General features: G+C 36.9%; 14 protein-coding genes. 6 read left to right on the top strand and 8 right to left on the bottom strand.

Features of this window, described 5'->3' with window-relative positions:
* The first annotated feature begins 145 nt into the window (after positions 1-145).
* The gene (locus tag ACOEN1_RS09010; protein WP_422486561.1) at positions 146-2,089 is read left to right on the top strand and encodes an SLC13 family permease; all 1,944 of its coding nucleotides are present in this window, start codon (positions 146-148) and stop codon (positions 2,087-2,089) included.
* A gap of 32 nt (positions 2,090-2,121) precedes the next feature.
* A complete protein-coding gene (locus tag ACOEN1_RS09005) occupies positions 2,122-2,499 on the top strand; it encodes a YidH family protein (protein ID WP_422486560.1) in 378 nt (125 codons plus the stop codon).
* On the opposite strand, the gene pcm is transcribed toward ACOEN1_RS09005, so the two are convergent.
* The 7 genes from pcm to ACOEN1_RS08970 all read right to left on the bottom strand — a co-directional run bounded on the left by pcm (position 2,500) and on the right by ACOEN1_RS08970 (position 8,659).
* Positions 2,500-3,123: a protein-L-isoaspartate O-methyltransferase gene (pcm, locus tag ACOEN1_RS09000; protein WP_422486559.1), complete on the bottom strand. Its 624-nt coding sequence runs from the start codon at positions 3,121-3,123 to the stop codon at positions 2,500-2,502.
* 100 nt (positions 3,124-3,223) lie between these two features.
* Complete coding sequence (ligD, locus tag ACOEN1_RS08995; RefSeq protein WP_422486558.1) at positions 3,224-4,108, bottom strand: non-homologous end-joining DNA ligase; 885 nt, start codon at positions 4,106-4,108, stop codon at positions 3,224-3,226.
* A 2-nt stretch (positions 4,109-4,110) separates the two neighbouring features.
* Entirely contained in the window at positions 4,111-5,127 is a 1,017-nt protein-coding gene (gene ligD, locus ACOEN1_RS08990; RefSeq protein WP_422486557.1) for a non-homologous end-joining DNA ligase, read from the bottom strand.
* A gap of 244 nt (positions 5,128-5,371) precedes the next feature.
* The gene (locus ACOEN1_RS08985) at positions 5,372-5,722 is read right to left on the bottom strand and encodes a DNA polymerase ligase N-terminal domain-containing protein (RefSeq protein WP_422486556.1); all 351 of its coding nucleotides are present in this window, start codon (positions 5,720-5,722) and stop codon (positions 5,372-5,374) included.
* Between the two features lie 281 nt (positions 5,723-6,003).
* Positions 6,004-7,017, bottom strand: coding sequence for an alpha/beta fold hydrolase (locus ACOEN1_RS08980; protein ID WP_422486555.1), 1,014 nt, complete (start codon positions 7,015-7,017; stop codon positions 6,004-6,006).
* A 12-nt stretch (positions 7,018-7,029) separates the two neighbouring features.
* Positions 7,030-7,539: a helix-turn-helix domain-containing protein gene (locus ACOEN1_RS08975; protein ID WP_422486554.1), complete on the bottom strand. Its 510-nt coding sequence runs from the start codon at positions 7,537-7,539 to the stop codon at positions 7,030-7,032.
* A 214-nt stretch (positions 7,540-7,753) separates the two neighbouring features.
* The gene (locus ACOEN1_RS08970; protein ID WP_422486553.1) at positions 7,754-8,659 is read right to left on the bottom strand and encodes a GGDEF domain-containing protein; all 906 of its coding nucleotides are present in this window, start codon (positions 8,657-8,659) and stop codon (positions 7,754-7,756) included.
* Positions 8,660-9,199: 540 nt separating this feature from the next.
* Here ACOEN1_RS08970 and ACOEN1_RS08965 point away from each other — a divergent pair.
* The 3 genes from ACOEN1_RS08965 to ACOEN1_RS08955 all read left to right on the top strand — a co-directional run bounded on the left by ACOEN1_RS08965 (position 9,200) and on the right by ACOEN1_RS08955 (position 12,357).
* Complete coding sequence (locus ACOEN1_RS08965; RefSeq protein ID WP_422486552.1) at positions 9,200-9,916, top strand: CPBP family intramembrane glutamic endopeptidase; 717 nt, start codon at positions 9,200-9,202, stop codon at positions 9,914-9,916.
* A gap of 1,113 nt (positions 9,917-11,029) precedes the next feature.
* On the top strand, positions 11,030-11,782 hold the full coding sequence (locus ACOEN1_RS08960) for an SDR family NAD(P)-dependent oxidoreductase (protein ID WP_422486551.1): 753 nt from the start codon (positions 11,030-11,032) through the stop codon (positions 11,780-11,782).
* A gap of 290 nt (positions 11,783-12,072) precedes the next feature.
* On the top strand, positions 12,073-12,357 hold the full coding sequence (locus ACOEN1_RS08955; RefSeq protein ID WP_422486550.1) for a DUF427 domain-containing protein: 285 nt from the start codon (positions 12,073-12,075) through the stop codon (positions 12,355-12,357).
* Positions 12,358-12,469: 112 nt separating this feature from the next.
* On the opposite strand, the gene ACOEN1_RS08950 is transcribed toward ACOEN1_RS08955, so the two are convergent.
* Positions 12,470-13,444: a linear amide C-N hydrolase gene (locus ACOEN1_RS08950; protein ID WP_422486549.1), complete on the bottom strand. Its 975-nt coding sequence runs from the start codon at positions 13,442-13,444 to the stop codon at positions 12,470-12,472.
* Positions 13,445-13,712: 268 nt separating this feature from the next.
* Between ACOEN1_RS08950 and ACOEN1_RS08945 the strand changes: the two genes are divergently transcribed.
* Complete coding sequence (locus ACOEN1_RS08945) at positions 13,713-15,191, top strand: peptidoglycan DD-metalloendopeptidase family protein (RefSeq protein WP_422486548.1); 1,479 nt, start codon at positions 13,713-13,715, stop codon at positions 15,189-15,191.
* The last annotated feature ends 125 nt before the right edge of the window (positions 15,192-15,316 follow it).

Genomic DNA, 15,316 nt, shown 5'->3' with positions numbered 1-15,316 from the left:
AATTGAAACTCAAACCAAACATAGATTTTCCAACTATTATTTTTTGTATTAGGGTATAAAATTTATAATGATAGGTTTGAGCATAAATCAAAATTGTTTCTGGCAATCATGGTGAGGTGTACAAGACCCAAAGGAGGGGACTGACTTGTTCCTAAACCGACAAAAACCATCAAAAACTATTTTTCATATTTTCATATGTATTATACTGATACTTGGAATCTTAGTCTCCACAATAGATACTCCTGTATTTGCTGCCACCGGTAAAAACATGGAATCCCTGAAGAGCAAGACCCTTACCTCAGGCATTGTTGTAATATTGGCACTTGTTCTGGTTCTTATGCTTTTGTTCTTTCTAGAGCCTGTCCCATTGGATATTATCGCAATTTCAATCCCTGTTATCTTAATTATACTAAAACCTTGGACCAACCTAACTGTGGCAGAAAGCTTGTCTGGATTTTCCAATAAGGCCACCTTAACAGTGTTGGCAATGTTTATAGTTAGTGGTGCAGTTCGAAAAAGTGGATTAGTCAAGATGATCAGTAATTTAATTATTAAAAATACCGGTAATAATACCTTTAAGCAGCTATCTTTTATTGCTGTTCTATCAGGAATCCTTTCAGCATTTCTAAATAACACACCTGTGGTAGCTATTTTTACGCCGATGATAATCACAATGACCAGAAGGACTAAATCTTCTCCTTCCAAGTTATTGATTCCCTTATCCTATGCATCAATGATGGGAGGTATGCTGACCTTGATCGGTACATCTACCAACATATTGGCCAGTGATGTTTCCGATAGATTAATCGGTCAACCTTTTTCAATGTTTGAGTTCACACAACTGGGAATTGTTGTTTTCTTCTTTGGTGTATTGTATTTGGTTATAATAGGACATAGACTTCTCCCTGAAAGAATTAGTTCCGATCAAAGCCTAACCAAAGAGTATTTTGCAGATAATTTTCTTACCGAGATAGTGATAAGAAAAGAATCTTCATTGATTGGAAGCAGTATTGACAAAATATTGGAAAAGAATGATTTAGATATTGAAGTTGTACAATTGATTTCCTCAAAAGATGAAACACCTGCCACTTCAATTTCAAAACCCCTGGAAGCTGAAGATAGAATAATACTACGAACGGATTTGGATAATCTGCAAAGCATCAGAAAAATTGACGGGGTTAGATTGCTCGCCGAAGTAAAGGCTGAGGAAAAAGCCATGGAAATTTCAAATGACTGGGATAAGTATATTGAAGTGGTTGTCTTACCCGCATCTATTGTTGAAGGCCAGACTCTAGATCACTTGGGGTTTTTCAAAGACTATCAGGCATTGGCTTTTGCGGTTCGTAGAGGAAACAAGTTGATTCATAAAAGCATCAGCGAAATTAAATTGAAGGCAGGCGACCGCATATTGTTGCTTGGAAGTTCCAACACATATAAAATGATTTCAAAAAGTAAGAACTTAATTGTAATTGCAGAAGTTGAAAGTGATGATGTTAATTATTCAAAAATTATTCTGACCTTGAGTATATTGGCTGGTGTAATTGTCCTTGCGGTAATGGGCATTCTTCCTATTGTCCTGTCAGCATTCCTCGGTGTGGTACTTATGGTGACCACTGGATGTATTAAGCCACCTGAAATATATGAATATGTAAACTGGCAAACCATATTTCTCTTGGCCGGGTTGATTCCTCTGGGTCTGGCTCTTGAAAAAACGGGAGCAGCTGAATATTTAACTATTCAATTGCTCAATGTCATCAAAGACTTGCCAAATTTAGTCATATTAGGCATATTTTATTTATTTACCGCCACTGTTACCAATATTATTAGCAATAATGCCAGTGTTATTTTAATGCTACCAATAGCTGTTGGTATTGCTGAACAACTTGGAGTCAACCCTTTTGCATTTGTAATCGCAGTGACTTTTGCAGCGAGTACGGCATTTCTAACACCTATGGGTTATCAGACAAATCTAATGGTGTACAGTTCAGGAGGCTATAAATTTAAAGATTATTTCTTAGTAGGAGCTCCTCTGCAAATACTATTGGCAATTGTGACACCTATTTTCATAGCTGTTTTCTGGGGACTGTAAATATTTTTAATAAGAGAGGTGAGTCTAATCAAATGTTAATTGGTGAAAAGGATGAAAAAAAAATCTTAGCAGATAGTAAAACAAACCTAGCCAATGAAAGAACGCTATTGGCAAATGAACGAACTTTTATTGCCTGGATTCGAACAGGTCTAGCGCTTGTTAGTGCAGGCTTAGGGGTAATTGCATTCTTGGGTGAATTTGGTCCTACAATACTAATTAGAGGCATGGGAATACTTTTGGTTATAACAGGAGAAGCCAGCTATGTCTTTGCTTACTGGCGTTATAGAAAAATTCTCAATAGATTAAAGGATGTTGGAATTGATGTCACTCCTTTCTGGCTATTGCTTGTTCTCACAATTGTGATTTTTGCACTTACCATTGTCAGTTTGATAGTTATCTTAAGAGTTTAATCATTCTATAAACGGAACAAATGCAAAACCTGGGTAGTAACTTTTTTTATAATCGTCTTCACCCAGCTTCTCCACTAGAACAAGATTTCCGAGAGCATCTTTAAGAGGAATAACCATTTTTCCACCTATGGTCAACTGAGAAAGAAAAGTAGGTGGAATTTCCCTTGCACTAGCATTAACAAGTATACGGTCAAAAGGAGCTTCTTCATGAAGCTCACCAGCTGCATTTCCCTTAAGGAAAGTGGCATTCTCATACTTGGTCTTTTTAAAATTGTTTTCACCAAAGGTTTTTAATGTCTCCAAAAGCTCCACGGCAACTATTTTCCCCTTGGGACCTACAATATGTGCAAGAAGTGCAGTAGTCCATCCAGAACCAGACCCTACATCCAAAACCTTATTGCCTTTTTGAGCTTGTAGAAGTTCCAGCATAAAAACAACAGTTGATGGCTGAGAAATTGTTTGTCCTTCACCAATGGGTAAAGGCTGGTCATCATAAGCATATTCTCCGTACTTGGGCAACACAAAATCCTTACGGTCCACAGTTAACAGTGCATCTTTTATTGAAGGAGTTTTTAAAATACCTCTTGCTATAATTTTTTCTACCAATAAAGACAGTTCATCCATTTTAATGAGCCTCCTTTTAAAGTAACCTCCAGAAATCTTCATACAGATTTTCTGTGACATACATTTGCTGTAGTTCATATGACATAACTTCCATATAAACCTAAAGCAAGCTATCTAGCCCGTGTAAGGATGATGCCTTGGATCTAAAATTCTTCCAAGGATCCTTCTTTTGCCCCAGTCTTCGAAAGATATTCCTTATATTGTATTTTTGTGGATCAAAATCTTCATATTTGAGTTCATCCCAGTCCAGAGGAGTCGCTACTGGGGCTCCTGCTATACTTCGGATGCCATAGGGTGCAACAGATGTCTGGCCATAAGAATTCCTTAAGTAATCTATAAAAAGTCTACCATTACGCTTTTCTTTTCGATGCTGGGTGGTAAAATCATCTGGGTTCTCCTTTTCAATAATTTTAGCTATTTTTGCTGCATAAGTTCGAACATCATCAAAACTCATTTCAGGTACAATTGGAACAACCACATGTAGCCCCCGTGATCCTGTTGTCATCAAATGAGGAATTAAATCCGTACCGTCAAAAAATTCTTTGAGCTCCTTAGCTGCCTTTACTATCAAGGTATTTTCATTGTCAGAAGGGTCCAAATCAAAAACAATTTTATCCGGCTTTTCCAGCTTAGATATTTTGCTTAGCCATATATGGGGGGTGATACATGCCTGATTAGCCAGGTAAACCAGAGTTTCCGGGTTATTGCATACTACATGGCTAACCTTGCCCCCTTTTTTCTTATTAACAGAAGTCCGATTAATCCAATCGGGAAAATAATCAGAAATTTCCTGCTGATAGAAGCCCTTATCTTCAATGCCGTTGGGAAATCTATGAAGAGTCATGGGCCTGTCCTCTATATGGGGAATCATTACGGGAGATATATCCTTGTAATACTTAATAATGTCACCTTTTTTAATGTTATCTCCACTAAAGATCACTTTGTCAGTATTTGTTAACTCGATTACTCTATCATTGATTTTCATAATCAATCACCCTTCTTTGCTCTCAAGTTCTCATTGACAACATCCTTTGGATCCTTATCATCCCTTAGACCCTTAAAGCTTGGGTGCCTTAGTCTCCCATCATCTGTCCATTCGTTAAAACTTACCTCTCCTACAAACTTTGGTTCAACCCAGTGAATACCATTTCCTGGAATATCATCATCAAGGAAAGAATGGTCAGTTTCAATTCTTTTTAGTTTTTCACTCAATTCTTTCAGAAAATCATCATTATAGCCAGTTCCAACCCTGCCGGCATACTTCAGTCTATCATTTTCATAATAACCCATAATCAATGCTCCAAAACCTATTCTTTCACCCTTGGGATCAGTATAGCCCATTATAATGAACTCCTGACTTTTACTGCATTTAAATTTAAGCCACTTCTTTGACCTAGCACCCAAATACTGGCTATAAGATTTTTTAGCTATTAAGCCTTCCCATTGCTTGTTGCAGGCTTCCTGCAAGTACTCAAGGCCATTTTCATTTTGGTGAATGGTATAACGAATTGGCTCCTGAAAGTCCAGAATTCTTTTTAAAACTTTCTTCCTTTCCCTTAGAGGCAGGTCTGTAAGATCGTATTTATCTGCATACATAATATCAAATACGTAATAATACACTTCCACATCGCTTTCCATAGCTTCTTCCATGCTGCTGACATGCATACGTTTCTGGAGCCTTGAAAAGCTTGTAACCGTGCCATCAAATGCTACAATCTCACCATCAACTATAAAGCTGTCGACATTCATTGAGGATAATGCATCTGCTATTTCAGGATATCTAAATTTTAAATCCTTCTTATTTCTGGACATTAGCTGCAGATCATCTCCACTTTTAAAGGCCAGACACCTTTCACCATCAAATTTTCGTTCATATAGCCAACCCTTCTCTGAAAATGGATTGTGCGTAAGGGTTGCCAGCATAGGTTCTATCCAATCTGGCATTTCATTTTGTGTGAGCTTGCTTTCCTCATTTTCTGAAATGACTTCCCTGATATCAATCATCTTGATCTTCCTTTTTCAGATCTTCAATAGTATTCTCGCTTATGACTGATTCTGGTTCTGTGCTCACTGGATTTCTCCTGGCATCTGCCTTATCATCCTTTTTTTTCATGAAAAGCCATCTGGAATCATTCTCGTTGCCTGTCCTGATTAGTGCATATCCTCCCTGAAGTTTTTCTCCCTTCAGATTGACAGTAATATGTCCTTTCTCAACGGCTTCTTCAATGGACAGAGAGTTATTGTCTTTTTACGATGTATTTTCATATTTTCCTGTGTCCCATACAATAACCTCACCCGCTCCATAGCTTTCCTCGGGGATAACACCCTCGAAATTAACATAGTCAATTGGGTGATCTTCCGTTGGAATTGCCAATCTCTTGTCTTCAGGATCTGTTGAAGGTCCCTTGGGAATTGTCCATGATTTTAAAACACCACCCACTTCAAGTCGAAAGTCATAGTGAAGGTTGCTTGCATCATGCTTTTGTATAACAAATATCGGTTCATTTTCTGAGATATCTTTTTCTCCTTTGGGCTCAGGAGACTTGTCAATATCCCGTTTAGAATAGTACTTCTCCAATTTCTTCTCCTTCTTGCTCATAAAACTCACTCCTCATTAAAATATATACCACATCTCTGAGAGTCTTAACATAAGGTAGCTAGAATCAACTGGGAATGATTACATCAGTCTTTGAATTCGAGTTCCCAAATGTCCGACAATATACCAGTTCTTACTGAAAGTAGAAATTTACTATTCGCAATAAAAAAAGCCATATTAAATGACTTTTTAACTAGAATACATGCAGGTGCGGTTGGAGAAATAATTATTTGATTGTCTTTATCTATTGGCTATCTTTGCTACATCAGTAGCTCTTCCACTGTCTATTGTTTGGTCTTGATTAATACATTATCAACTATTTCTAGAATCCTATCAGCATTATTTGAATAAATAAAATGGTTGCCTTCAAGTATTTCGTATTCTGCATGCTCACCTATCCGTTTAAGATGGTTATGTTGATATTCCTGAGGCGTGATTTTTAGTTGCTTATTGGGTGTTTCATAAGTATCTTTGGAAATCACTTTAAAATAGGGAACCGATTCGGGAAAAGGTAAATCCTTTGTATCTTTTATATATTCAGGTGTACTCCTAATTTGTTCCAACACATTCTTATTCAGTGTAAACCCACCGAATATAATCACGTCACTGATTTCTTTTTGAGTAAATCCCTTATCGAGCAATTCTTGTTTTTTCGTTGTAATATTGGCAAGCAGTGATAAGGTTCCTGTAGATTGCTGGAATCTTGCAACAGGTAGCAAATATTTTACATAAGATGGCATCTCTTCATAAAATGCGGTCGACGTACCATCAAGTGATATGATTGCTTCCACCTCTTCTGGATATTTCGATGCATAGTATTCACTAAAAACACTTGAGATTGAGTGGGGCACTAACACATAGGGTGCCTCGAATCCCCCTTCTTTAAGTGCCAATCTTATTTCTTCAACATAATTTTCAGTCGTTCGTGGTTTCTCTGTTTGACTGCTAAAGCCCATTCCAAAATATTCGACCGTTACAACAGTGTAATTTTGACTAAGTGTACGCATAAGAGGTGAAAAATCTGCGGATGGAAGGCCAACACCCATCCCGGGGAGCAAAACAATCGTCTTCTCTCCATCTCCCATTGAGTAGAGATGCATCTGCCCTTCTTCAATATCAATAATCTGCCCATAGGGCTCAATTTGTTCCAATTTCCCTTTGAAATAGGTAGCTTGAGCAATTGAACCAACAAGCATAGCCAATGCTACAAATCCGAGGAGCGTTCCAGCAATTATCATGATCTTTATCCTCCATTTTGTTTTAGTCTTTTTCTGATTAGTTCCATCTTTTTTTCTCATAATGCTTCTCCTTTAGTCCTCCACAGGTGCAGAAATAATCGAAATATCCCTGGTTTTTCTATCCTCGCCTACATCAAAACTGTACTTCAATAGCAACTGGCGCAGTTCATTAAGAAATTGCTCGAATTCAGGATCATTCATCATCAATACCGTATTATTCAGAAAAATCATGTCTTTCCCGGGATCTGGATTCTCCGCATTAAAGTACCTATGAAACTTAGTGTAATTGCTTAAGAGAAATCCCAAAGCATTTTCAGCAGCGTTCTCGACAGTATTGTGTTTGGTGATTTCAGGAATGTTCAATGCAATTGTTCTCTCTAAACTTCCCCTCACTTTTTCTTCCGAAATAACTGATAGGATTTTGTTCTCAATTAATATTTTTATATGTCGATACATGGTTGTCCGTGGCACGTCACTGATTTTTTCACAAAGCTCATTGGCTGTTGCGCTATCTCTTGTGGAAAGTTCCTGAATAATTCGCATTCGAACAGGATTTAACAGTATTTCATTAATATTTTTCATAATCTGCCTCCTTTTGATTCCATTTTTAATTATAATTCCATATTTGGTATTAGTCAAGCAAAATTTATTTTACTACTTATTACCACTCCAAAGGCTCTCAAAGACAAATTTATCATAAAAAATATACCTCCTTGTTTCAAGGAGGTATAAATCATTAGTAGTTGTTTTGCAATAAAAAATAAATCTATGAACGATTACTCTAGCAACGGAATATTCAATCAATCACTTTGTTCCTACCAGTCTTTTTAGCCTCATATAGTTTCTTGTCAGCACAGTGGATCAGTTTCTCATAGTCTAACCTTTCTTCACCGTTTAAAGTGCAGAGGCCAAAACTTGATGTTAATCTAATCTCTTCTTCTTTATAATTAAAAACTGTCTCGTCTATGGCTGTTCTCATCCTTTCAGCGATAGTACTTGCTAGTTCTTTATCTGTATTTAGGAGGCAGATAATAAATTCTTCACCACCAAATCTTGCAATCCAATCCATATCCTGTCTTGTGTTTTTCCCAAGGATGCAAGCAAATTCTTTTAATACATAATCTCCTGCTAAATGTCCATAAGTGTCGTTAATTCTTTTGAAGTGGTCAATATCTGCCATGATGAGTGAAAGAGGTTGATTTTCAAGATGAGATTTTACAATATCAACAGGTAACCTTTCAATTATATACCTTTTGTTATAAATTTGTGTCAGCTCATCTGTCACTGCTACAACATTGGCTTGGTCCAGCAGTCTTTTAATTTCCAAGCCTTCGGTTAACTCAATGTCCCCAAGAATCATACTTTTTGTAACGTTTTTTAGAAGTTCAACTACAACCATTTCCTCTTCTATTTTTATCGGTATCGCAGTAGCTATAAAAATTTTATCAAGAGATGTTTCGATTTTGATAAAGGTTTCGTTTTCATTGTAAGCTCTCATAGAAATACAATTATTACATATCATACCTTTTCCCCATATACCAAAGCAAGATTCAATAAGTGGTATAAGTTCTTCTTCATTATTATTCTTAACGAATAAGACTTCCTTGCTAACAGGATCCACAATCCTTACCTGCTCATACATTTTATCAAATGTAGTCAATTGATGAAGAAGAGCCTCAAATTCCTTTAAATTTATTTCCACCATAGCCACCCCTTTACATTAATTTCTTAATAGTTTACAATTGTTCTTTTTAATCTTTTCCAGGGCTATCCTGAAAAGTTCTTTATCAAACTGCTTACCTGCTTCATTCTCTATTATTATACGAATGTACTGATTAGAGAGAACTCAGGAGCTTGTTTCATGCCTATTAAAAATAATTTTCCTGGAATAAACATCTAAATCACCATTTAATAAAGAATGAGGATTTATGATATATCCTTTCCTTATCATTATTTTAGCATAAAAGTGCTCCAAAAAATATTTTTGGTATGATTGCCATCATATTAGGAATAATTGGCTGATTATATACCACCTTGACTGCATATGATAGATTCCTTTTTCTCGCTCCTTGATTTGTGCTGTCCACTAATATTTCATGGCCATTTCTTGAAAATTTTAGCTGCAATGTACATGAAATTGAGTGATGCTTACTGGAGTTTTGTACTTTCTATCTGGTTTTAATTGCAAGTAAGATACACTAATGCTAAAATATTATTGCAGATTCATTGAAAGGAGACATCCATGGAAAAAGCCAGAAATTTTATTATTGTAATTCTTTTATCGTTTCTATTGCTCTTTATTCCAAGAACTGCTGACTATTTTGCCAATCTGTTTGACTACTCTACCATCGATCCAGATGGTTCCTTTGCATGGATTTCTGTACATCATATCTTTCAAGCATTAATTTTTCTGTTGATCATGATTTTTCTTAAGAAAAGATATAATCTGAATTTTGGTTTACACTGGGGAGACAAGACCGTTGGTAAAATCATAACCTTGAGATTCTTTAAGTACTTTACATTCTATACCATTGGATCCTTCACTTTCTTGATCCTTACCAATGGATTTCAGCATTTTCAATTCCCGCTAACTGCAACAAATATTGTTGGATACATGGGATTTCAACTTCTATTGTCTGGTCCCTCAGAAGAGTTGATTTTCAGGGCTTTTGCTATTACAATGTTTTCATTATTCCTTAAAAGAAAAACTATCACATACAATATCAGCTCAGCAAACCTTCTGGCTGCAGTTGTTTTCGCAATGGCTCACATGAGCTTTACATTCAATCCCTTTGGGATGACATACAGTAGTTCACAGTTGGTTTTAGCATTTGGACTCGGCATTTTTTATGGAATCTGCTACGAAAAAAGCGGAAGCATGTATTATCCAATGATAATGCATAGCTTCAGCAATGTGTTGATGGTTGGAGCTACCATTGTTTTATCCTTCATTCTATAATATAGGATAAAGTCATATTTTGGCAACCCGATTCTCCTTATTCCAACATCCCCTTCCTATTTTTTAGCCAAAATCCATACCATAGTCCTGTGAGTTGAGCAAAACCAATATCCAGCGTTTGACGAATCATAAATGCAAACAATACGGTAAAGGCAATCAAAGTCAATCAAGGTGCTTTTAGCACAATTCAATTGGCGTGTATGCTTATCTACAAATCATCATACAATTTTCTTTTTACACAAAAAACCCGCAAAACAACATCAAGCCGCCTTACGGGAATCTTTTTAAATCCTATACACAGTTAATATATCCGTCAATAGATGTTTTTCTCAAATACATTGCCTCGTGCCTAAACCAGACCAAGAACTCTAAGTATAAAAAAAATAACCACGATTGCACCTATGATGTAAATAATTGAATTCATAATTAATACCTCCCTCTCAATTGCTGGTAGATCATAATTCTTCTTTGTTTTTTATGCATAACACATAGGAAATATTAGTTAATGATATACCTATATGTTAGATCATGTTTTCACTAGAGTCGTACTCTTATACTTCTTCTATCGTTACCTGGTTACTACTAAATAGCATATTAGTTCTGTCTGTATTTGTGCATACAGCTCATCACTCAGGACATATTTTCTATTTAAGTACTATAATAATACCCTATTATTCCTCCATTTAATCTGATTTATAGTTTCATAGCTACTCTTCAAGTCTCACAAAATCATTAACTTCACATCTGTCATTATTCATTGTTTTCACTAAATCTTCGATTATTCTCGATAAGATTAAGATGTGTTTATCACTACTGTTGATACCTGATAATTTCTGTTTCACCATGTAAAAATCTTTCCAGTAGTCTTCATCTTTTACCTATCAATGACAGCGTTTATGTCTATCACCCAGTCCTCTACCTTTGCTTTAAAACATTTACCGATTTAATGCTTATATAAACCTAATGCCCCAGAATTTATTGCATATTATACTCACTCATTCTAAGAGCACCTGCTAGAATCCATCATGCTTTTTTTATGAATATTGCTTCCCTTCACGGGTAATCAATAAATGAGGATGTGTTTTTTGATTAAAAGAAAGGGGAGTATCTTGTATGAAGTTAAAGAATAAAATAGCCATAGTTACCGGAGCAGGGTCGGGGAATGGTAGAGAGATTGCTCTTGAGCTTGCAAGAGAGGGTGCAGCAATTGCCATAATCAATCGTACAAAGGAAAGTGGTGACAAAACTTTAAGTATGATTCATGAAGAAGGAGGAAAAGGGATTTCCCTACAGGGAGATGTTTCTGACTCCAAGGTATTCAAGGAAGCCATATCTAAAGTTATTGAAGAGTATGGCAGAATTGACATACTTGTAAACAATGCAGGGATTTTTGATGGTCAGGGAACTTTTCCAACCACGGAAGAAGAGACTTTTGAAAAGGTAATAGACGTTAATCTAAAGGGTACCTTTCTAGGAACTAAATATGCCCTTGAGAATATGCTGGAAAACAAATACGGCGTCATAATAAACATAGCTTCTGTAGCGGGTCTTCGGGGAGGGCTTTCAAGTCCTGCTTACACTGCATCCAAGCATGGTATAATTGGACTGACGGGTGACACTGCCACAAAGCATGGAGCAGATGGTATTAGGGCAGTAGCCATATGCCCAGGTATGATTGAGACCTCCATGACTAAGGATATGCTGGAGGATCCTTCTGAGCAAACCAAAGCCATAATAGAAGGCATACCTCTAAAGAGAGTAGGTACGCCTGATGAGATAGGTAAGCTTGCAGCTTTTCTGGCATCCGATGATGCAAAATATATCACAGGAACCACTATTGTAATCGATGGCGGTATGATAGCTTAGTAAGTAATTTCATTAAATCAGCTTACGTGTCTTGACTGCTTAAAAGTTATTTAACTTAATAAGACCCTTGGACTATAATTGTATTCTATCTTTCGCAAGAGAAGATTTCCCATGTTAGCCCAAGGGTTTTTATGTGTTTTTCTTGCTCATATCACTACTTAATCCCGCACAAATTTAAAATTTGAGAGCCTATTCTATAGTATGATCTTTTCTGGGTAAATATTCCTTAATGGACAATTGTTTGTATTTATTGTTCCTGAGAAACTTACAGAGATAGGAGGATATATTTTATGAAGGCCATATTTGCTGATACCATAATTGCTGATAGTACCCGTACTGTTGTTGTGGAAGGAAATCACTATTTTCCTGAGGAAGATGTTAACATGGAATATTTGAAAAACAGCGAACACAAGAGCATCTGTCCCTGGAAGGGTGAAGCCAGCTACTATCATTTGGTAGTTGGAGAGCATGAATCAAAAAATGCAGCATGGGTTTATGTTGAACCTAAAGAAAAGGCATCTCACATAAAGGGACAATTTGCTTTCTGGAAGGATGTCAAAGTAGTTGAGGATTAAGAAGTTTATTAAAGAGAAGCCGGAATGTCGGCTTCTCTTATTTTAGTTCCTGCCGTCTATTATCCTATACACCTTTTTGCTTAATCCACTCTGTAGAAGCATTAAGGGAATTCTAGTCAGGTATTGGAGACTGTTTGCTTCTTTTGCTTTCTCTTAATTCTTGCGTCATGAAATCAAAATCTAGAAAAATTGCCTGCCTATTATTTTCATCAACAATATCCTCAAGGCTTAAACTGTATACCATTGGATTCGTATCAGACTTGATGGTTAATTGCATATGCTTTGTATCGTAGGAGCAGATGTATCTTGTATAAGTCGTGTGATTATACTTCTTGTTCTTAATGAATCCATTTGGAAGTGTCATGGCTGACATTATGCTGTAGAAGTTTGAAAGCGCCTCCTTGTAATCATAGGATTTAATGCACATTCTGGTCATGTAGAAAGCCTTCACAAACCTGGAAACAGGGTCGTATCCTCCTGGCAGCTCCTTGGAGGAGTTGAAGTCTTCAATCTTTTCAGTGTCCATGTGTTGATTGAGCCTTCTTACATGGGATTTAAATCCAGGGGAGTTTGTCATGACATCATAGGGGTTTTCATAACAAATAAGCTCTCCTCCTTTTGGTTCAATTACGATACATCTCTTGGTTGAATCTGCAAACATAAAATGAAAGTCCGGAGACAATACTTTCTCTCCCATGCTATTATTGGTAGCCATGCGAATATTAGGCAAATCACTTACCAACTCCTTAACGGATCTGTAGTTTGCAAGGGCGTAGGTAAAGTAATCCCGACTTGATATATTGATTTTATCAGGATTGGTGTTTTTAGGGTATAGATTGAAGCCTGCAAAGTCGTTGGTTATACCAATCAATCCATGTTCATTAACCCCATCCTTGAGTGGGTCTCTATCATAAAAGCAAACTCCCAGCATCTTGTATTTTGAGTAAAGTTTTCTGCCAGTCAAATCCTTGCAGTAATTGTACTCCCTTGGCAAGAATAATACATTGTAATTCAAAGGGGTTTCATAGTCCATTGTCCTTCCAATTACACAACCATCATTAAAGTCAATTTTTATTCCAGTACACATATGACCACTCTTTCTGTTCTTGTATTTTGATTTCTTCCATCAGGCTGCATTTAATATTTAAATAACTTAAGATTTAAAATCAATTGCTTTCTTCTGATTTTATCATATTATGAACTGTTCTAAAATAAATTAAACCGACTTGGTATTTCAGGGGTTTGGTCTTATTGTCATATCATTGTAATGCAATTAAATGACTCATTGAGATATACTATAAGTAGTGAACGATTGAAAATATCTTTTGTGAGCCAGCTTGAAAGGAGTGCAATAAATGTCATATAAGTATTTTAAACGAATATTCAGTTTGATTCTAATAATTGGGGTTATTGCTGTATCCACCATGACTGCTGTAACACCTTCATTTGCTGCAAGTTTTGGCGATGTCGATAACCACTGGGCAAAATCCTATGTGGACACGGTTTCAGACTACAAAGCCATCGAAGGGTATCCCGATGGCACCTTCAAGCCAAATGACAATATAAAAAGGATAGAATTTATTTCACTTGTTTTAAATTCACAGGGCACCTATGTACGAAGTCGTCAAAATGGTGAGTTCTGGGGACAGCCCTATGTCGAGGCTGCAATAAAAATCGGCCTTATCAGCTCAGATGAGTTTGGGAATATGGATGAATCGACTCTAAACAAAAACATATTTCGAGAAGAAATGGCAAGTATAGTGGTCAACGCCTATGCTCAATCTGGAGGTAGAGTAGATTCCTCAGCCCTTCACAAAGCGAGCACAGGTCTAAGCGACTTTGATGCTGTTTCTCCTGATTATAAAAAGAATGCTATTGCTTCTGTTGCTTTAGATCTCATTTCAGGCTATCCGAATGGAACCTTTGCTCCCAAGCAAAATGCCAACAGGGCAGAGGCAGCTGTCATATCCTATAGATTATTGGTTAGACAGGGTATCATCCCTGATGAAAGCCTTCCTGTAAATGTAACCATTTCCAAGGACAGACTCCAGCAAGGGGATATGTTAAGAATAAATGTATATCATGCAACTAATCCTTCGGAATTATCACTGGTTCAAGATTTGTATCCTGGTTTTAGCTGGTATATTTCAGATGGAGTAATTCATGGATATATCCCAACAAACTACAATACAACCCCAGGAGTCCATAGCCTTAAGATTACCGATTCCAAAACTGGAGATGCAATAACAAAGACTATCCAAGTGGTTTCCAGGAATTTCAGGGTTCAATATCTGACGGTTGATCCCAATGTTGAATCCAGCACAAGATCTGACGAAGCTTATGCCCAATACAGAAAATATTTTAACCCTTCTCGGGAAGTATCTTCACCTGTAAAATATTATGCGGAACCCTTTATATTACCAACCAAAGGTAGAATCACCACTGAATTTGGTGAATCACGTACAGTCAATGGATCGCCAACATCTTACAGACACTCCGGACTAGACATTGCAGCACCAACAAATACTGATGTGCTTGCAACCAACAGGGGTAAGGTCAATTTAGCTATGCATCTTACCTTGACTGGAAACAGTGTAGTCATAGATCATGGGGAAGGATTGTTCAGCATATATTTCCATCTGGAGAAGCTATTTGTGTCACAAGGAGATATGGTTGAACGTGGTCAATTGATAGGAGCAGTTGGCTCTACCGGTTTTTCCACAGGTCCACATCTACATTTCACAATGTCTTATTATGCAACCAATGTGGAGCCTGGATATCTCATTTACAACCAACCGGTTACAAAAAATAATTACCAGGAACTTATGAGGTAATACTGGGCTGACCCCTGATTCTATACTAGGTGTCAAAAAGTATTTTTTCAATCGAGTAGGAGGTAGATGATTATTTCATCTACCGACCTCTCACAGCACCGTACGTACGGTTCCGTATACGGCGC

Origin of the sequence: Gudongella sp. DL1XJH-153 (genome assembly GCF_049310905.1) — a bacterium.
GTDB lineage: Bacteria > Bacillota > Clostridia > Tissierellales > Tissierellaceae > Gudongella.
Note: the sequence above shows the minus strand (reverse complement) of the source record. Positions and strands in the feature narration are given on the sequence as shown.